This window comes from Trichocoleus sp. FACHB-6, from assembly GCF_014695815.1.
In the GTDB taxonomy this organism is placed as follows: domain Bacteria; phylum Cyanobacteriota; class Cyanobacteriia; order Cyanobacteriales; family FACHB-T130; genus Funiculus; species Funiculus sociatus.
Genome location: NZ_JACJOY010000127.1, coordinates 143,814 through 162,740 on the forward strand (window position 1 = coordinate 143,814; position 18,927 = coordinate 162,740).

The following is an 18,927-nucleotide window of genomic DNA, read 5'->3' on the forward strand; positions in this document are numbered from 1 at the left end:
TCTGGAGAAGGATAAATAAAAAGTTAACTTCCTATTACATTTCTATTGATGTGATTGGTTAAATTTTCTCATGGACAATATTCAAAATAAAATTGAAGATGCTTCAAAAAAAGTTGCAGATACTGTGGAAAGTGCTACCAACAAGGTTGAAGAAACCATTTTAAAAGCGAAAGATGCCCTACCAGAAGTTACGCCCACCCCACCGGGACTGAAACCCCAATCAAGCGTAAGCGACCTGAAAGCCCGTTTAGAATGGGGCGAGCCTGCTCTAACAATTTTAGATGTGCGCGATCGCGATACTTTTAACAACGGTCACATCATGGGAGCCATGCCTATGCCCCTAGAGGAATTGGTAGACCGCGCCAAAACAAGTCTTCAGCCCACTCGCGATATTTATGTCTATGGCGAATCTGACGAGCAAACCGCTCAAGCAGCTTCCCAAATGCGCTCTGCTGGGTTCCAGTGCGTTTCTGAACTCAAAGGCGGTTTTCCTGCATGGAAAGCAGTCGGCGGCCCTACAGAAGGCGTTGCTGAATCTACAAATCCTCCAGGGCCAGAAGGATACAATGTTCTATCTGAAGTAAAAAATGAGGCAAATAAGCCGAAAGCAAATATGTAAGTTTGGCTGGTTGGATTGATTCGTCTTTGCAGGTTTGTAGCTCAAAGGGTAGGTTGGAGGCGTTGTTAGAACCTGAGAACGTTTCAGCTTTCCAACTTGACAATTCCCTGACTACTGACTGACCAATACCGAGCAGCTTCCCACGGATTAAACCGGAGTAGTTGAGTGTTCCCTAATTCTATAGGCTCTTTTGGCTTGGGTGGGATAATGCCCAGCGAGGCAATAACTTGACGACCCACAGCCCTTGCCAACAATGGTGGCACGGAGTTCCCAATTTGTCGGAACCCGTGCCATTTTGTTGTGTGAAAGCGAAACCAGTCTGGAAAAGAATGCAATCTCGCTGCTTCGCGTACAGAAATAACTCTGTGGTAATCCGGATGAATTGGACGGGGAGAAGTGTAGCGACCGCCTCCAGAGCCAGTTCCGGCTCTTAAAGTATGTGAAAGTTTATCCCAATGCAAGCGTCTAAATCTGCTTACAGATTCCAACTCACCAGGTAGAGTTTTCTGGAAACGCTCAATTGAGGTAGTAGAGTGCTGGGTTCGCAGAGATCCCGTCAACAGATTCCCACAACTTAGCCGACGATAGGCAAAATTATTAAGGTCGGGGGAAGCTTCCATTAGCTGCTGTGCATAGAGGCTGGCTAGGGAGCGCATTTTTTTAAGCTGTCGCCGTTCAAGCAAGACTTCATCGCTTGTCAGGAGTTCGGGAAAGTCATCCAGGTTGGGCAAGTCTGCGATCGCATCCCTGACTGTGGTAAATACAGATTGGGGATTAGGAATTAGGGGTTTAGGATACTCAAGCTGGCGTTCTCCAGCACGAGAACCCAATAAAATCAAACGCTTCCGATTCTGCGGTACTCCAAACTCTGCCGTTTTTAACACCTTCACAGGTTGCGTGATGCAGTATCCCGCGGCTTCCAACTCACTATTAATCAAATCCAGATAAATCGCGTGTTCCTTCTGAGCAATCCCCGGTACATTCTCCATGACAAAATAGCGGGGTTGCAGTTCTACTACTAATCTACAGAACTCAAATACCAAGTCGTTGCGCTCATCTTCCAGACACCGCTTCCCCATCAAAGAGAAACCTTGGCAAGGTGGCCCCCCGATTACTAAGTCAATCTCCCCACTAGCTTGTATCGCCGCTTCTTTAATTGCCTTACCTGATAACTTCCTCGCGTCTGCACACAAAACTTTGGTGTGGGGAAAGTTATAAGCATGAGTTGCGGCGTGAATCGGGTCAACCTCAACCGCCACCGCCACATCAAACCCAGCCTGCTCAATTCCCAGGGAAAATCCCCCCGCACCAGCAAATAAATCGACGGCAACTGGGCGGCGACAGAAATCAAGCATACTATTCCCATGAAGGAGTTCTGGCAAAGCCAGGGAATTTGTATTTTACCGCCTGTCTATATATATATTCTGACTTGGGACTTTTTTTGCCTACGAGAGTGAAAATTATTTTTTCCAGTCCCTTGACGATGTTGTAGTATTTGTGTAGTATAAAAGAGTAGTTAAATTTGAACTCATCTGCGAGTAGCCGCCTAAAAGCGACATCAGCTAATTCGCAGCTTATAATTTACCGCTTTGCGCCCTAACGAGTGAAGCATACACACATAGGGTTCTGGTTGCCATGGGTTCAAATCCCATTATCTCCAATTGGAGATGTAGCTCAGTGGTAGAGCATCAGAGAAAGTGAACGGCTTTGCCGACTTGCGCGGAGCATATAATTTCCAATTCTTCAAGCGTTCGCCCCGTATCCAAACCGAGAAAGCTTACATACTTATTTACAAAGTAGCCAAGAGCTTTCTCAACTTGTACGGGGTGACTTATATAGAGGTGATTCCTGTGCAAGCAACAGAGCGCGACGTGCGTTTAGATATGCTAAATAGTCTGCTCACTACACCCCACCGGGAGCTAGAGAAAGTAGCTGAAGTTCATCAGAATATGGTGGAGGGCGACCCGATTTTTTATGGACATTTAGCAGTATGGTATCAGCGCCAAGGTGATGTCCGCGACCACAAAGAGGTATTTGTTGGCAATTTACTCACCAGCAAGTTGACCGAACACCGGGATGCGGGGTTTGTGCTGTTGCAGGAGTTTCCGCCTTATCAGGTAGCGCGGATTGTAGACTTTTTGAAGCAGTATCGGGGTAAATTGCCGCGTTCTACTCGTACTGCTGTGCGACGCTATTTAAAGGAACGGGAAAAAAATCCTGCGTTCTTTGACCGTGCGGCACTACGAGCGCGTCAGGCGATAAAGCATCTTTATGCTAGCTTGCATATACGCCCTAGCGATCGCGCTGATGCGGTATTGTTCAAAGACAACCCGCCAGAAGATAGTTTAGCCTTTGCGCTAAAGCTGATGGCGATCGCATCTTCACCCCTAGAGCAAGCGCAACTGATTGTAGAACACAAAATCCCCTACACAGTTGCTGTGGGAGCCATCAAACAGATGACACCCACAGTGCTAGTAGCGCTGATTAACTCTATGACACCCCAAGAGGTAATAAACAACCTCAAGTCACTCCAAACTCGCGGTGCGATGGAAAACCCCCAGGTAAAAGCACTCATCGACGAGAAACTGGAGAAAGCGCAAACTGATGGGCGAGTAGCGGCTTTAAAGGCGCGAGTAGCGGCAGATGTCGCCAACCTAGAGGCAGATACAGCCGCTAAGTTAGAGCGCGTGATGGACGAACAGGTAAAAAAGCGCGGCAAAATTTCCCAGCCAACTGCTCTCCTAGTCGATAAATCTAGCTCAATGGAAAATGCCATCGAAGTTGGTAAGCGCATCGCCGCCCTAATTTCCGGCATTGCTGCGGCAGATTTATTCGTCTACGCCTTTGACACCATGCCTTACCCCATCAAAGCTGCGGGGAAGCAGTTAAGCGACTGGGAACGTGCCTTCCAGCACATCAAAGCCAGCGGTGCTACCAGCATCGGTTGCGCGTTGGAAGCGATGCGCCTGAGAAAGCAACGTGTGGAGCAAATCATCCTAGTTACAGACGAAGGAGAAAACAAAGCGCCCCACTTTGTGGAAACTTATGAAGCTTACAAGCGCGACCTGAAAGTAGAGCCAAGCGTCCTCATCATCAAAGTAGGTTATCCCTATGACTGGATGGAACGCAGATTGCAGGAAAGACACGCGCAGGTAGATACTTTCACCTTTGCGGGTGACTACTACTCGTTGCCGAATCTTATCCCGCTCCTGTCTCGTCCTTCGCGGCTAGAGTTGCTAATGGAAATTCTGGAGACACCATTGCCAGTCCGGGATGACAAGTAACAAGCAGGGTAGGGTGGAAATCACCCTACTTTCGATTGCTCAGTATTGGAGGATTGGCGTGAACCTATTGACTGAACATTATCTAACGCAAGTAAACCACTGGCCGAAGTCTGGTTGTCACATTTTGGCTCAGTTTGACAACACGTCGGTAGTTGTCTACCAAGCTTATCGTCCTGCTATTGGTCACTTTGCCGTCCAGCACGGTTATTTTGGAGGCGAGTTCAGCCTAAACCGTATGAGCTGGATTAAGCCTAACTTTCTATGGATGATGTATCGCTCAGGATGGGGAACTAAAGCTGGGCAAGAAGTTGTCTTGGCTATCCGGCTTCAACGTGCGGCTTTCGATACCATCTTGGCAGCAGCGGTTCATTCTAGTTTTTTGCCGGAGGTATATTCAAGTGAAAAAGACTGGAAACAAGCTGTTAAGCGCTCCTCTGTCAGGCTGCAATGGGACCCGGATCATCATCCATCGGGGGTAAAGCTGGAGCGACGTACTATTCAGCTAGGACTGCGGGGTGAATTACTATCCCAGTATGCTCGCGATTGGATTGTCAACATTGAGGACATCTCAGAATTTGTGCAGCAGCAGTATCAATACGTTCAGTCTCATAATTTGACACGCCTAATGACACCTTATGAAGCGGTGTATCCGGTGAAGCAGTCAGATATTGCCAAGAGGCTGAGATTATCAGCCATTAAAACAGAAACTTCACCTTAAACAATCGAGAATTCCTACAGACTTAGTGGGTTCGTACCTACTTTTTTCTAAAGGTAATACTGTGCATGATATACAAACAGTTTACAAAGTGGTAGCCCTTTCCTTGTGGCAACTTTGTAACGAAACATCATTTAAACGGCTTAGCAGCGCTAAAACCTGTTCGTTGTGTTAAAGCAAAGGCCAAAAAGCTGCAAAAGCCAAAATATTTCAACAACTTCTAGAAATAGCTATGAGCATTTTTAAAGTAGAAGTAGTCAAAATAAACACCGTCATTTCTCACCCAAACGCAGACAGATTGGATATTTGCACTTTTGAAGGAATGGCGTATCAGGTTATTACCGCTAAGGGGAATTTTAAACCTGGAGATTTGGCGTTCTACTTTCCGATTGATAGTGTTATCCCAGAACAGTATCTTGATGTATTTGGGATTCGTCCTTACTACTCTAAGAAACTGCGGGCGGCGAAACTGCGTGGCATCTTCTCTGAAGGTTTGCTAATTCCTGTGGGTGAAAATTTTACCGGGAATGTGGGAGATGACTATACAGAATATTTTGGGGTAACAAAGTACGAATATCCTTTGCCTCAGAGTATCAAGAATGGGGATATGGAAGCGCCAATTGGACATTACAAATTTCCCAGTCCGGAGAATCTGAAAAGATACCGCGATGTCCTCTATCCTGGGGAAGAAGTAGTGGTAACGGAAAAGCTGCATGGCACGAATTTTACCGTCTTCGTCGATACTGAAGGAACCACGCGGATAGGTAGCCACAACTACTTCTGGAAGAACAATGAAACGAATAAAAGCTTAGCCTATATCCGGGCTTATCAGGAAAATTCGGCTTTGCATAAACTGCCGCTAAACACTCAGGTATTTGGGGAAATTTACGGTGTACAAGACATTAAATATGGTTTGCAGAATGGTAAGATTGAAATCGCTCTATTTGCTGTAAGTCGCGACAGCAGATTCCTGAATTACACCGAATTTGTAGAGTTTTGCGAGGAGTTTTCTTTGCCAAGAGTACCCGTCCTCTATATCGGTGCTTACAGTTGGGAAGCGGTGTCTCAGTTTAACAATGCTGACAGTGTAATTAGCCCAGATTGCATGATGGAGGGTGTTATCGTACAGTCTTTAGTGGAGAGGACGCATCCAGAAATCGGACGGGTGGTGCTGAAATTAATTAGCGATCGCTACTTACTTCGCAAGGACGGTACTGAGTTGCATTAGCCAATCTCAACAGTAGCGGAACTTTGCTGGCATTGCAGCTGTGTTGGGTGGGAAGAAGCCCACCCTACCAACTTCCTTAATTCTCAGTAAAGCTATAAGTCTCAGTCTCGCAAAGATTCACCTTATAGTCTTCCGCCTCTTCTCCATCCTCGAATACAGCTTTGATGTCATAGCTGCATACCTTATCATCGCCAGTGAAGTATATCAACGTAGACTCGCCAACGGCTAGAAGATCCTTACCCAGGATATCTTCACCCCATTTGTCCTCGCCAGTATATGAGACGTACAGGTGACGGATGGGACTACTAGTTTTGTTGATAACTGTGAAGTCGCGCTGGTCAGCTAAGGCATTATGGGCTGTCAGCGAAACTACTGGTAGCGATAGAGCAACAGCCACCATAGCATTACGAAACGACTTATGAAACATTTTGTAATTTCTCCTCAACAAATAGTCCTCTAGCAACGTCACTCAATAAGGCACACATCTTTAGGTGGGTCAGAAGAACACATTTTTTTCAATCTAACCTTTGGTAGATGTGTTGGTCAAGATGTTATGGAGTATACAGCATGAGTGACTTACAAACAGCCTACAAAGAGGTAGCCCTTGCCGTGTGGGAGCAGGTGCTGGAAAAGCATCCAGAGGATTTGGCGGTGCTAAAACGCACTTGTCGTGTTAAGGGAAAGGGCAAAAAACTCCAAACTTTGTTTCAAAAGCAAATTCTGTGGTATTGAAAAAATTACAATAGGTGATTTATGAATGTCTTTAAAGTACAAGTCGTCAATCGATTGGATTTTAGATTTACGATTTTGGATTGATTCGGCGTTTCTCGTTCCCAATTTCTGACTGGGAATGGTAGAAGTTAAGTAAAGCCCCATAAGTAAGTTTTCTAGAACTTTGGAAGGGAGGCTTTGCCTCCAAAATTGCGTTACCAGTCAGAGATTGGGAACGAGAGTAACCATAGACATCGGGAATCTGTCCGGTTTTTCTGTAGTACCTTATAATACAAATACTCGTATCCTCTTCCACTCTAAGCCTAGGCACTTTACAATGCCGCTTTTTGTAAAAAGTCGCCGCACCTCCCGCGATTTGCGTCAACGCTATGGGGAAGCCGCTATCGTTGACCTTACCTCGCGTGGTTCAGAACCTTGGCTGCGCTTTAGCCCTTTTTACCCGCATGGAGGAATTCCCGTTCCTTTTTCGCCGGGACACTTCAGCATGAGTGTAGAAGGGATTTGGCAAGGGTTGAAAGTTTTTGAGTCTGCTGACGTAGACAAGAGCAAACTCAGCATAACTAATATGAAGGGTATCAAGCGCACGACAAGAATTTATGGAAAAGTATTAGGACATCGTGCAGGCTTAACAGGAGACAAACTTTTGTCCTATGCAGACGCACGTCGTGTTATTTACCTACCTTCGTATAAATGGGTGCTAGAAAATTGTCTTGGGAACCAACTCGACGAACTGAAACAACTTAGTGCAGAACAAACAGTTTTGTTATTAGATTATGAAACCAACTGCGACCTAGATGATTTATCTAGTCCTTTATCACACGCAGGTTTAGTCAAGCGATACCTGGAAGGTAACTGGCATGGTTAAAATGAAAAGAGTTATTAGATGAACAATTCACGCCAAGTTAAAATCAGCAAATATCTCAGTTATATTCTGCGGCACAATCCTGGGGAGATTGGTCTTGAACTTGCGCTTGGAGGCTGGATTTCGGTAGATGAACTTTTAACAGCGTGTAAAAAGCACAGATTTCCCATTACCCGCGCTGAATTAGATGAGGTAGTCGCACAAAATGATAAAAAACGCTTTTCTTATGACTCTACAGGCACCTTAATTCGTGCTAACCAAGGGCATAGCGTAGAAATTAATTTGCAATTGGAACCCGCTGTACCTCCAGATGTGCTATACCACGGTACAGGACACAAATCCGTCGAATCAATTATGCAGAATGGTCTTCGGAAAATGTCACGGCATCACGTTCATCTATCGCCGGATATTGCGACAGCCGAAGCTGTAGGTAAACGTCATGGTCGCCCAGTAGTTTTTGCGGTAGATGCTGCTGCAATGCACAAAGCAGGATATGAATTTTATTGTTCTGAGAATGGGGTTTGGCTAGTGGATAGCGTTTCACCCGAATATCTGCAACAGATATTAAAGGCTGTTGGATAAATACAAGAAAGTGTTTTACTAAAACTAGCGATCGCTTCCCCATAAATACACAACAAAGCGAGAATAACTGAAACTATGGGATCAGGATATTTTGGAAACCAAGAAGACAATTCTACACCCAAAAACCCGCAAGCAAAAGGTTTATTGGGCGCTGGCTGGCGACCCTTAAACCGACAGCTTGACTGGGGGTTTCTGTGGCATCTTTTGTTTAACGACTCTAAGGAGCTAACACAAAAAGGTTTGGACTTAGCCAGCGATATTGCTGATGCTATGGGACGCAACGAATATACCTGGTGGGCAAATATATTAAATGTCTTTTCTGAGAATACGCGATACGAAGTAGATGAGTTTTGGAACTACATTACTCCCGAACCTCCTACCCCAGATTATCGGTATAAAGATGTTTTATGGGTTGATGCGCCTGTCATCCAATTCGTAAGCCGCAATAGTATTCCCATTGATTACGTTTTGAACCGATTACAGGAAATTACTATTTTCAAAATTCTGGATTTAGTGGAGCGTCCGGATATGATTACCCAATATTATCTAGACAGACATTTTTATTATCCTGTAGATCGGTTTGTTAATTGGGAACGCCTCGACATTATTAACACAGTTTATGCTTTCTGGTCTAAGCAACAAGTTTGGCTAGAAATCGAAAACTTAGACAGGGGACGGCGACGCTATACCCTGATGGCTAAGGAACTAGCGCCACTGATTAATAAAGCAACTTATAATTTGGCGGTGATGCTGAGTGGCTACCAAAGCCGCGTGGGACAGATTCACAGTCAGTTTCCAATTCGGTCTTTTCCAGAGGATATTCAAGGCTTTACTGATACAGTACAGCAGGCGATTCTCGACCAAAATCAGTTGGCTGTGTTAGTAAATGGAGATCCTGGTACAGGTAAAACTGCTTGGACGCAAGCTGTAGCTAAGGAAATTCTCGCGCCTCTAGGATATGTCATTTTTATTCTGGATCACGATGCGGTTGAGAATTTTGTTCCACCAAGTTATTTGGAGCGAATTTGTATCATCATCAATGAAGCTGACAATTTAGCCAAAAATCGAGCTTTGGATGCTGCTCAGAATAATAATAAAACTGAGCATATTTTGAGCTTGCTGGATGGAACTTTGTATCAAAGTGTAATTGATGAATCTGGTATTCAGGCTAAACAAAAACTGGTGATTTTGATGACTTGCAACACGACAGAAAGATTAGATCCCGCCGTTCTACGCAAGGGAAGGGTTGATTTAACTCATGAATTTATTCACAGATTTGTGTAACGAACCGATCCAAGTACAGAGAACGCACAGGTGTAGAGACGTTGTATACAACATCTCTATAAAATCAATATTTGACAGCAGTAAATAGTTCTGATAGTAACTATGAGTCTATCAAAGCAGGGAAGGCGAAAAATATATGTAGAAAATGAGGAGTATTATTGGATAGCGAAGCGGGTAAGGTTTGGAAAATTTTCTCCGTTTTCCAAAGATGTAGACATAGCAATATCTCTGACTATTGAGCATCGCGAATGCAGAAGAAGGAAAATTTGAGGCAAAAGTTTTATTCGGCTTTTGGTGGGGTGATGATGAGCAAACATTTTCTATAACTCCGAAGATTGTAAAGCACGTCATAAACTATGCTCAAAGCCAAGGATGGAATCCTAGAGAAATTGGAAAGAATTTTGTTATCGAAAGTGCAGAAAAAGTATTGAAAATATAATTTGGAGGCTGTGGCTTTCCAAGTTTACGCTGTGCGTGATCGCGCACAGCATACTCTCAAAAGTAAAAACATCCTAAATATGCGACAAGTAAAGTCCTGCGGCGTAATCGTCATCAGAAGGGAGCCGCGTTTAAGTTTCCTGCTGATGCAGCATACCCATCGTTATGATTTGCCAAAAGGTCATATTGAATTTGGCGAGGATGAGTGGGGTTGTGCTATACGCGAACTATATGAGGAAACGGGTATTGCAGCCAGCGACTTAGATTTTGATCCGCAATTTCGCTTCAGCCATAGTTATCAACTCCGCTACAAACGATACGGTGGTGAAACTGTTAATAAGACGGTGGTTATTTTTCTGGGATGGCTGAAGCACGAAGTGAATGTAATTTGTAGTGAACACGGCAATTTTACCTGGGTGGAATGGAATCCGCCTCATGCAATTCAAAAACAAACTATAGATGCTTTGCTGGAACAGTTGAATTTGTATTTTATGGAGGATGAATCTAGAATTTTTAGATAAAAATATCAGTAAACTTACTTTTTTACGGTTGAAAAATGACTAAATTTGTAGTGTGCTGAGTTTCGGTTCTCAATCCAGCCAACAAAATTTACCCAATTTAATACTAAAGAAGGCAAGACTATGGCAGATATCCGCAAACTGATAAATGAAATAGCTGCACAGGAAGTGCAGTTGCGCGATACTGAGTTTTTCGCGCCGTGTGTGCGTGGGGGAAAGGTGCGATCGCGTGTTGCAAACATTATCTACACTTTCTCCCCTCAGCCACAAGACTTTGAAGGATGGGGCATTTTTCAGCCGGTAAATGAAAAAACGGCTGAGATGGTGGAGGAACCCAGCCTTGTGCAGGTGGCGGAATATCTCAAGTTGCTAAAGCCTTTGCGTTTGCGTCTGGCTTATGTTTTGCAAGGGCAGACGTGGCTGGCTTATCCTGTGAATGAATCTGATATGCAGCAGCGCTTGGGTGTCGCTAAGCCAGCGATAGTGCATTTGGTGACTGAGGGAGGGGTTTTTGAGCCGATAATTGCGCGTTGGGATGGTGGTGTCTGGTGGTTTGATGAAGTCGATCGACGTGGCGATCCGCTGGTTGGGGAACAACTGCGATCGCATCTGCGCTCTTTGTCGGATCAAAATATTCGCTTTGCTGGGATGACTCCAGAGATGCGTACTGTGTATGATTTGGCGTTGCAGCAGACGGAAGAATACCAGCGCCGAAGACAGCAACAGCAATCAATCGAACGTCAGCGGCGGACGCGACAAACTAGAAAACAGGTGCGGCGCGTGGAAAGACCGCGACGTAAGGCGGACGGTGATGAAGGACGCTTGCAGGAAGCGCTGCGGATGGGTGGAGGCGATTTGCGGGAATTTCGCGATCGCGGTGACTATTGGCAGATCGAGTGGACTACTAGCAACGGTGAGTCGCACACTTCTGCTATTGACAAAAAGGATCTTACAGTTATCAGTTCTGGCATTTGCTTAAGCGGACGCGATCGCGATTTTGACTTGCAATCCCTGGTAGGTGTCATCGAAGCGCGAGATAACTGGGATTTCTGAAGTTATTAGCAATTAGCAATTAACAATTAGCCATTACCAATATGTCTATTTTCTTTCACGAACAACTCCACAGAACACCCGCATTAATGGCACAGCTGCGCGATGTCCCGGTGACTGTTTGCGGTGTGGGGGCGCTGGGTGCAAATATTACGGAAAATCTGGCGCGTTCGGGTTTTGGTAAACTGGTGACAATCGATCGCGATCGCATTGAAGAACGCAACCTCTCCACCCAGCCTTACTACCGTTCAGACGTTGGTGCGTACAAAGCGAAAATTCTCACTAATACTATTTATCGCGCCTTGGGTGTCGCAGTCGATGGGCGTTCCAAAGAATTAACATCGGCAAACGTCGCCCAATTGCTTGCTGGTAGCGGTATTGTCATTGATACTTTTGACAACAGCACCAGTCGTCAAGTTGTCAAAGATTATTGCACCAATGCAAATATTCCTTGCCTACACGTCGGCTTAGCTTCCGACTATGCCGAGGTTATCTGGAACGAAATTTATCGTGTTCCTTCCCCAGCAAATGATGATGTTTGCGACTACCCGCTGGCAAGAAATTTGGTAATGTTGGCTGTGGCGGTGGCTTGTGAAGTTATTGTCACTTTTGTTGCCACTGGGAATAAAGAAAGTTTCACAGTGACGCTGGGAGATTTTGCCGTCAAACCATTTGATAACTTTTGAATTTTACAGCTTAAATATTGCACTTAGACCGAGAAGTGCGAGAAAAAGCATTAAGGCTTACGCACGTCAACACACTGTAGGGGCATTGCCATGCCCCTACGACAGAATCAGGCATTCACTAATTAACTGCGTAAGTCCTGAGCATGAAAAACAGCGTTAATTTCTGTTAACCAGAGAAAGTGCAGCTTTTCTGATTCGGTGCGTTACCAATTTTTCAGCTCCCAAAGCGATCAGGAAACCACCTCCTAAACAAGCAGCTTTTGAAAGATTTCCGCTCTCAATAACGAATCCAGAAATTGCTGCCACCACTCCTAGAACTACATATAACTGGAGCAGCCAAAGTGGTTGAAGCTTTAGATCCTTCAGTAACAACTCATCATGTTTGTTGAGCATAGCTTCTACAAATAGCTGAATTTATAGTGTTTCTCACTTGGGTGGAATATATCGCGGTTCTAAGGGGACATGGCAATGCTATGTCCCCTTAGATGTATCGCACCAAACCCTCGAATTGCTATAGAAAAACACCTAACTATCTATTGAACCACCTTAAAGCCTATTGCCATTACCTCTGCATTAAAATCTCGTTCCTGGGCTGCGGCCTGGGAACAAGATAAACTCGGCACCGAGCTGTTGACATTAATTTACCTAGTCTGAATCCGTCGATACCGCGCCTCTACGAAATTATAAATACCATAAGCGATTAGACCGAAGGCAACAATTCCTAAAAGCCAAGGGCCAAAAGGCTGTCGTGCTAGTGCTGCCAAGGCACCACCTAGTCCCTCAACTTGAGTGGCATCCGACTGCCGCGCCGCTTGGAGTAGAAAAAGACCGATAATGCTAAAAACAACACCACGAGAAGCAATACCAAACCTGCTAGCGAGTGTCGCCCATTTCTCCTCTTGTTGGCTCATCTCGCTGATTTTCCACTTTTTGCGGAATTTGGCTTTGTAAGCTCTGTAAAATTGATAGAAGCCCATGCCGATGACGGCGGCTCCAACAATTCCAGTTAGAAATTGACCGAAGGGTTGCGCTAACAAGCGTGCTGTCCAGTCTTGCGAAGAATTACTATTACCGCCGCCTCCCGAACCCAGGATCAGCTTAATTGCACTCCAGGCTAACCCAGCATAGATCAAGCCGCTGCCAGCGTATCCCAAACGCAGTGCAAGACCTTTGGCATCGGTGCCTTTGTTTTCCGGATCGGCGATCGCTTCCACGAAACGCCACAGCACGTAACCAAGCAAGCCGAAAGCTACTATAGCCAGTAAGAATTTCCCAAACGGCTGCGTCACAATGCTTTGCAGCGCACCCTTAGTATCAGTGGTTTTGCCGCCTGCACCAAACGCCGCCTGCGCCGCCAGCACTCCCACGGTGGCGTAAACCACCCCTCTGGCTCCAAAGCCCAAACGTGCCAGCCTCTCCACCCACTCAGAAGAATTAGCGCCAGTTATGGGGTCTTTTTGTCCGGTGTTCATAATATTATGTCTCTGCTTGGCTATCAGTAATTGGTGGGTTATGCCATTTTGGATTTTGAAACTCTTGCCTTTAATCAGTCATAAAATTTTAAGTTTTGCAAAGATAAACCAAAATGGTGTTCCAACCATTTTTTAACAATAATTAGTTTTTACCACATCTATCTAAGTGCTTAACTAATATTTTGAAAAGTGCTGAGTGCTGAATAAACTTAAGCGACTTTTCTCTCTCTCACTAGTCGTTTATACAACTTAGTAAAACATCTGATGCGGATACTTTTAGTCGAAGATGAGCCTGATTTGGGTGCGGCAATTAAACGAACCTTAAGCCAGGAAGCGTATATAGTTGATTGGGTTCTGGATGGCACGCAAGCATGGGAATTTTTAGAAAGCCAGTGGACGCAATATACGCTGGCTATTTTCGATTGGTTACTACCAGGTTTATCAGGAATCGAGTTATGTGTAAAGCTACGGCAGCAAAATAATCCTCTACCAGTTTTGATGCTAACTGCTAAAGACAGTATGGAAGATAAAGTTGCTGGGTTAGATGCTGGTGCTGATGATTATTTAATAAAGCCGTTTGGCATGGCAGAACTGTTAGCGAGGTTGCGGGCATTGCAAAGGCGATCGCCTCAACTTCAAGCCCCAGCTCTGCAAGTTGGCAGTTTGACTTTAGATTACACTACTCATACGGTTTGTTATCAGAATAAGCAAGCTATTCCTCTGACTATTAAGGAATTTCAACTGCTAGAGTATTTTATGAAGCATCCGACGCAGATTGTTACTCGCGACCAACTTCTAAATCAGCTTTGGGAATTGGGCGCAGAACCGATGAGTAATGTGGTGGCGGCTCAGATGCGGCTGCTGCGTCGTAAATTAGCTGAATATGGATGCGATCGCGTCCTCGAAACTGTCTATGGTGTGGGATATCGTTTAAATAGTCATTAGTCATTAGTTAATAACTAATGGCTAGTATTAATAAACAATTAGCCATCCTGACCTTAGCAACTATTAACGTGAATCAAAATAAACTATTTCAGCTAACGCGCTGGCGACTGGCTGGCTGGTATGTTGGCATCATGGGCTTGATTTTGAGTTTGTGTGGATTTGCTGTTTACCGCGCGATCGCTCATGCTAATTGGAACGCACTCGATCGAGAATTAGAATCTGTCGCCGGAACGCTGCACGATAGCATTGAACCAACTTTGAAGCAGCCTGGACGCTTGGAAGCAATTACTCAAAAACTCTTACCAGATATTTGTCTTGCTCTTAACGGCTGCGTTACCCAATTAGAAAATACACAGCGTCACGCAATAGGCGCAATTCACCAAGGCGACTACTACGTGCGTTTATTGGATCGTTCAGGACGCTTAATTGCTTTGGCAGGACTTCAGCCAGAGGGATTATATCAAACATCAAAACGGGAATTGTGGCAAATTCACAAGGATCGCCAAGGTACTCGCTACCATCAAATTTCTCTGTCTCTGCATACCCAAGATAATCTCTCTTGGGGATACATTCAGGTGGGGCGAAGCCTTAAAGACCTTGACAATCAACTTGCTGTCTTGAAATTTATCTTATTATTAGGCTTGCCAGTGGCAATGATTTTGGTAGGCGGTTCTAGTTGGTTGTTGGCTGGACTAGCGATGCAACCAATTTACCAATCTTATCGCCAAATTCAACAATTTACAGCGGATGCTGCCCATGAGTTGCGGACACCTCTAGCTGCAATTCAAGCGACGGTAGAATCTTCATTGAGAATGAATAAACTAAGTGAGAAAGAGGCGAGAGACACCCTGAAAACTCTTGAGCGTCAGAATCACCGCCTATCTGAACTTGTTAAAGATTTATTGTTACTATCTCGCATGGATCAGCAGGTTTTGCCTATAAAACTTCGTCTCACCTGTCTCAACGATTTAGTCAGTGATGTGACAGAAGAATTGGCAGCGTTGGCGATCGCATCTGATGTTAATCTTATGGCTGACAACAGCAATGTAGGCGAGCCTTTGTATGTAAATGGTGACGAGGAACAGCTGTATCGTCTGCTTTGTAATTTAGTTATTAACGCTATTCAATACACGCCCATCGGGGAAGAGGTGATGGTTAGTTTAGAAAGTAGCGATCGCACTGCGCTGATTCACATAAAAGATACAGGCATCGGCATTACAGCGCAACAACAAAAGCTGATTTTTAACCGATTCTATCGCGTGAATAGCGATCGCTCCCGAAACAGTGGCGGTTCTGGCTTGGGATTGCCGATTGCAGTAGCGATCGCTACTGCCCACAACGGCAGCATACACGTTGAGAGCAAATTGGGCAAAGGCAGCACTTTTACCGTTAAACTGCCTATGCACAATTCAGCCTAAATATCAAGCTTTTGCCATTGCCATTTGTCGGCACGATTCGGCACAGCGACGACACATATCAGCGCACTCTTTCATCTGGGCATCATCGCTCATGCGATCGCAGTTTTCTGCACACCGCTGACAAATCTCGGCACAAATGCCGCAAGTGCGCGTGTGGAGATCGGAACCACGCAGCATAAAATTAGCACTTGTCTGGCAGATTTCCGCACAATCAAGCATCAGCCGAATATGATCTGGTTCTGCGTGCATACCGCCAGTTGGCAGGCAATACGTAACCGCCGTTTGCAAGCAGATGCTGTGGCAATCTTGGCAATTTTGAATGCACTGCTGCATTTCTTGGCTCATTTGTTGCATATGATGTGCCATTATTTTCACCTCTTTTGCGAATGTTTACCTGTTCGCTTTTACCTTAAAAAGCAGATAAATTAAGCGCGTCCTTCTAATGAAGTAGATATGGTTTCTATCTAATGATGTATCGGAATTTCATCCTGATTTCATTTTTTTGTAAGACAATAAGTAAACTGTGCTGAATTGATAATAGAAAAAAATCAGCATTATTGTTGAAAATTCTTAGATGGAAATAAAGTCTATGCGAACTAACTTTTTTAAAAATAGCTTTTTGATGCTTACCCTAGTAGCGATCGCTGGATCAACAAGCGCATTTATTACAGCTTGTTCTAGTGCCTCCCAAAACCAAGCCCAAGCCCCAAACGCCTCCCCATCAGATGCTGGCGGCATGGATCATACAGGGCATGGCAGCGGGATGAATCATAGCGTAGCAATGGATTGGGGGCCAGCAGATGCCAACTACGATCTGCGATTTATCGACGCGATGACAATACATCATCAAGGTGCTGTGACGATGGCTCGTGTTGCCCAACAAAAATCTAAACGCCCTGAAATAAAACAGCTATCTGACAACATCATTAAAGATCAAAATAAAGAAATAAATCAGATGCAACAGTGGCGGCAGGGATGGTATCCTCAAGCCAGTAAACAACCTGTTGCCTACGGAGGTGAAGGCAAATCTGTAGTTCCAATGTCGGAACAACAACGCCAAAGCATGATGATGTCTGGAGATATGGGATCTGCCGATGCTGAGTTCGATCTGCGCTTTATTAATGGGATGATTTCGCACCATGAAGGTGCGATAACAATGGCTCAAGATGCACTCAGTAAGTCTAAACGACCGGAAATTAAACAATTAGCCCAAGAAATTATCACTTCTCAAAAAGCAGAAATTGAGCAAATGAAACAGTGGCGACTAGCGTGGTATAAAAAGTAAATAAAAACGCCGGACGACTAAAGTCAAGGGCAAGCAAACAAAGCCTGCGTTGGCAGGCTTCGCCCGTATAGCCGACACCCTACAGGGTGTCGGCAGTAGTGATTTCATCCTGATTTCATTATCTTTTGCGAAACTTGTTAAATGCTGTGATATAAGGAATTTCTAGCCATGCGCTTCCACCTTATGGCAATGCGTTCTGTTTCAGGAATATTTCTATTTTTGTTGTTACTTATAACACCAAAATTTGTTTTAGCTCATGGTGGGCACGGAGACGAATTTCATCAAGAAACAGAAGCAAATCCGGGGACTCAACAGGGAATTCAGGTGGATGCCCAAACAGTAAAGCGGATGGGAATTGAAGTTAAACCCGTCACGAAGCAGCAGATGGATTTTGGCATTAAAACTACAGGTCAAATTGAAATTTTACCCAGCCAAAAAGTAGAAGTTACTTCACCAACTCCAGGTAAAATTGTTGAACTTTTAGTAGAACCTGGTGCCGTTGTCCAAGCAGGGAAAGTTGTCGCCGTCATCGCTGCACCTGACTTAGTAGAATTGCGCGTCAATTCCCAGGAAAAACGGGCAGAAGCAGAGGCAGATTTGCAACAAGCTGAAGCTGATTTAAAGTTAGCCGAACAAAATTATCAGCGATACTTGCAGATAGCCGCAGCAGACATAAAACAAGCCCGCAGCCAGTTAGCCTTGGCTGAGGAACGGTATAACCGAGATCGGGAACTCTCAGCACAGGGAGCAATTCCGCGCCGCCAGGTGCTGGAAGACGAAACCGAACTGGCAGAAGCTTTGGCGACAGTTACCAAAGCCACCAGCCGCCGGGAAGTTCTGGAAGCTGAAGCGCAACTTAAACGCGCTAAATCAGCGGTAGAAGTGGCAAATTCTCGTATCCGCCTGAGTAACGCCGCTTATCAAACTCGACTGCAACAACTAGGAACTCGTGCCAATGATAAAGGACTGGTGACGGTGACTGCACCGATTTCTGGAACTGTTACTGACCGGGAAATCACTCTGGGTCAATCGGTGGAAGAGGCGGGGGAAAAGTTGATGACTATCCTCAATAATAGTCGGGTTTGGGCTACAGCGAATATTTACGAAAAAGATTTAGAAAAAGTAAAAATTGGGCAACAAGCGATCGCAAAGGTTGCCAGTTTGCCAAATCGTACTTTTACAGGCAAGATTGCCGTAATTGGCTCGGTTGTAGAAGGTGAAACGCGGGTTGTACCAGTCAAAGCCGAAGTGGATAATGCTGATGGACAGTTGAAACCGGGAATGTTTGCCCAATTAGAAGTTTTGACTGATAAGACACCAACTGCTGTGTTAGTGATTCCAACTTCAGCTGTGGTAGAAGCCAATGGCAGACAGCTGGTTTATGTGGAAAATGGTACAACTTTCGAGCCTGCTGAAGTCGCTTTGGGCAGAACTTTGGGAGAGTTAGTTGAAATTAAGCGTAGCTTGTTTGATGGCGATCGCATCGTCACCCAAGGCGCAATTCAACTTTATGCCGAATCTTTAAAAGGCAATCGATCCCCACAACAGGGCGCAATTCGGGAAGCGGAAAAAGGGAAAAGTGAAGAAAAAGAGTCAATAATCCAAAATTTCCTTCCCTGGTTGTGGGTTGTAGGTGGTGGGGGAGCGATCGCATCTGGTGCTTTTTGGTTAGGTCGTCGCACCCAAACCCGCATAGTTTCCAGCACTTTTCTCCCCTACGAATCAGAGACTGTTCCCCAAGATCCAGAAACTGAAAAGGAAAAAGTAAAAAGTCCATAATTTTTTCTTTTTTTTTTACTTTTGCCTTTT

At 44.9% G+C, this 18,927-nt stretch carries 21 protein-coding genes; 16 read left to right on the top strand and 5 right to left on the bottom strand.

The genetic code is table 11. The features are described from left to right. Positions 1-70: 70 nt before the first annotated feature. Positions 71-619, top strand: a complete 549-nt coding sequence (locus H6F66_RS26305) for a rhodanese-like domain-containing protein (protein ID WP_190427905.1) — start codon at positions 71-73, stop codon at positions 617-619. A gap of 83 nt (positions 620-702) precedes the next feature. Here the strand turns inward: H6F66_RS26305 and H6F66_RS26310 are convergent, their stop codons facing one another. Then, a complete protein-coding gene (locus tag H6F66_RS26310; RefSeq protein ID WP_190427907.1) occupies positions 703-1,974 on the bottom strand; it encodes a DNA cytosine methyltransferase in 1,272 nt (423 codons plus the stop codon). A 495-nt stretch (positions 1,975-2,469) separates the two neighbouring features. Between H6F66_RS26310 and H6F66_RS26315 the strand changes: the two genes are divergently transcribed. The 3 genes from H6F66_RS26315 (at position 2,470) to H6F66_RS26325 (ending at position 5,846) form a co-directional block, all read left to right on the top strand. Then, positions 2,470-3,903 (top strand): hypothetical protein, encoded by a 1,434-nt coding sequence (locus H6F66_RS26315; protein ID WP_190428038.1) that lies wholly within the window; start codon positions 2,470-2,472, stop codon positions 3,901-3,903. Between the two features lie 58 nt (positions 3,904-3,961). Further along, entirely contained in the window at positions 3,962-4,621 is a 660-nt protein-coding gene (locus H6F66_RS26320) for a DUF4291 family protein (protein WP_190428040.1), read from the top strand. A 229-nt stretch (positions 4,622-4,850) separates the two neighbouring features. Then, a complete protein-coding gene (locus tag H6F66_RS26325; protein WP_190427909.1) occupies positions 4,851-5,846 on the top strand; it encodes an RNA ligase family protein in 996 nt (331 codons plus the stop codon). Positions 5,847-5,922: 76 nt separating this feature from the next. Here H6F66_RS26325 and H6F66_RS26330 read toward each other — a convergent pair whose 3' ends face one another. Continuing rightward, a complete protein-coding gene (locus tag H6F66_RS26330) occupies positions 5,923-6,273 on the bottom strand; it encodes a hypothetical protein (RefSeq protein ID WP_190427911.1) in 351 nt (116 codons plus the stop codon). Positions 6,274-6,413: 140 nt separating this feature from the next. Here H6F66_RS26330 and H6F66_RS26335 point away from each other — a divergent pair, with 140 nt between their 5' ends. The 8 genes from H6F66_RS26335 to H6F66_RS26370 all read left to right on the top strand — a co-directional run bounded on the left by H6F66_RS26335 (position 6,414) and on the right by H6F66_RS26370 (position 11,998). Next, the gene (locus tag H6F66_RS26335) at positions 6,414-6,578 is read left to right on the top strand and encodes a hypothetical protein (protein ID WP_190427913.1); all 165 of its coding nucleotides are present in this window, start codon (positions 6,414-6,416) and stop codon (positions 6,576-6,578) included. A 316-nt stretch (positions 6,579-6,894) separates the two neighbouring features. Continuing rightward, positions 6,895-7,443, top strand: coding sequence for a hypothetical protein (locus H6F66_RS26340; protein ID WP_190427915.1), 549 nt, complete (start codon positions 6,895-6,897; stop codon positions 7,441-7,443). Positions 7,444-7,461: 18 nt separating this feature from the next. Next, on the top strand, positions 7,462-8,022 hold the full coding sequence (locus H6F66_RS26345) for an RNA 2'-phosphotransferase (RefSeq protein ID WP_190427917.1): 561 nt from the start codon (positions 7,462-7,464) through the stop codon (positions 8,020-8,022). Between the two features lie 75 nt (positions 8,023-8,097). After that, the gene (locus H6F66_RS26350; protein WP_190427919.1) at positions 8,098-9,306 is read left to right on the top strand and encodes an AAA family ATPase; all 1,209 of its coding nucleotides are present in this window, start codon (positions 8,098-8,100) and stop codon (positions 9,304-9,306) included. A gap of 235 nt (positions 9,307-9,541) precedes the next feature. Further along, positions 9,542-9,745: a hypothetical protein gene (locus tag H6F66_RS26355; protein WP_190427921.1), complete on the top strand. Its 204-nt coding sequence runs from the start codon at positions 9,542-9,544 to the stop codon at positions 9,743-9,745. A gap of 79 nt (positions 9,746-9,824) precedes the next feature. Continuing rightward, positions 9,825-10,265, top strand: coding sequence for an NUDIX domain-containing protein (locus tag H6F66_RS26360; RefSeq protein ID WP_190428042.1), 441 nt, complete (start codon positions 9,825-9,827; stop codon positions 10,263-10,265). A gap of 120 nt (positions 10,266-10,385) precedes the next feature. Then, a complete protein-coding gene (locus tag H6F66_RS26365; protein ID WP_190427923.1) occupies positions 10,386-11,315 on the top strand; it encodes a hypothetical protein in 930 nt (309 codons plus the stop codon). Between the two features lie 41 nt (positions 11,316-11,356). Beyond that, positions 11,357-11,998 (top strand): ThiF family adenylyltransferase, encoded by a 642-nt coding sequence (locus tag H6F66_RS26370; protein ID WP_190427925.1) that lies wholly within the window; start codon positions 11,357-11,359, stop codon positions 11,996-11,998. Positions 11,999-12,154: 156 nt separating this feature from the next. Here the strand turns inward: H6F66_RS26370 and H6F66_RS26375 are convergent, their stop codons facing one another. Together H6F66_RS26375 and H6F66_RS26380 are read right to left on the bottom strand one after the other, a co-directional pair. Beyond that, entirely contained in the window at positions 12,155-12,391 is a 237-nt protein-coding gene (locus tag H6F66_RS26375) for a hypothetical protein (protein ID WP_190427927.1), read from the bottom strand. Positions 12,392-12,639: 248 nt separating this feature from the next. Then, a complete protein-coding gene (locus H6F66_RS26380; RefSeq protein WP_190427929.1) occupies positions 12,640-13,470 on the bottom strand; it encodes a DUF1206 domain-containing protein in 831 nt (276 codons plus the stop codon). A 264-nt stretch (positions 13,471-13,734) separates the two neighbouring features. Here H6F66_RS26380 and rppA point away from each other — a divergent pair, with 264 nt between their 5' ends. Both rppA and rppB read left to right on the top strand, forming a co-directional pair. Then, positions 13,735-14,415, top strand: coding sequence for a two-component system response regulator RppA (gene rppA, locus H6F66_RS26385; protein WP_190427931.1), 681 nt, complete (start codon positions 13,735-13,737; stop codon positions 14,413-14,415). A 68-nt stretch (positions 14,416-14,483) separates the two neighbouring features. Then, positions 14,484-15,833: a two-component system sensor histidine kinase RppB gene (gene rppB / locus H6F66_RS26390; protein WP_190428044.1), complete on the top strand. Its 1,350-nt coding sequence runs from the start codon at positions 14,484-14,486 to the stop codon at positions 15,831-15,833. A 3-nt stretch (positions 15,834-15,836) separates the two neighbouring features. On the opposite strand, the gene H6F66_RS26395 is transcribed toward rppB, so the two are convergent. Beyond that, positions 15,837-16,199 (bottom strand): four-helix bundle copper-binding protein, encoded by a 363-nt coding sequence (locus H6F66_RS26395; RefSeq protein ID WP_190427933.1) that lies wholly within the window; start codon positions 16,197-16,199, stop codon positions 15,837-15,839. Between the two features lie 223 nt (positions 16,200-16,422). On the opposite strand from H6F66_RS26395, the gene H6F66_RS26400 reads away from it, so the two are divergent. Continuing rightward, on the top strand, positions 16,423-17,118 hold the full coding sequence (locus tag H6F66_RS26400) for a DUF305 domain-containing protein (RefSeq protein ID WP_199300848.1): 696 nt from the start codon (positions 16,423-16,425) through the stop codon (positions 17,116-17,118). Between the two features lie 168 nt (positions 17,119-17,286). Then, entirely contained in the window at positions 17,287-18,897 is a 1,611-nt protein-coding gene (locus H6F66_RS26405; protein ID WP_190427936.1) for an efflux RND transporter periplasmic adaptor subunit, read from the top strand. Positions 18,898-18,927 lie beyond the last annotated feature (30 nt).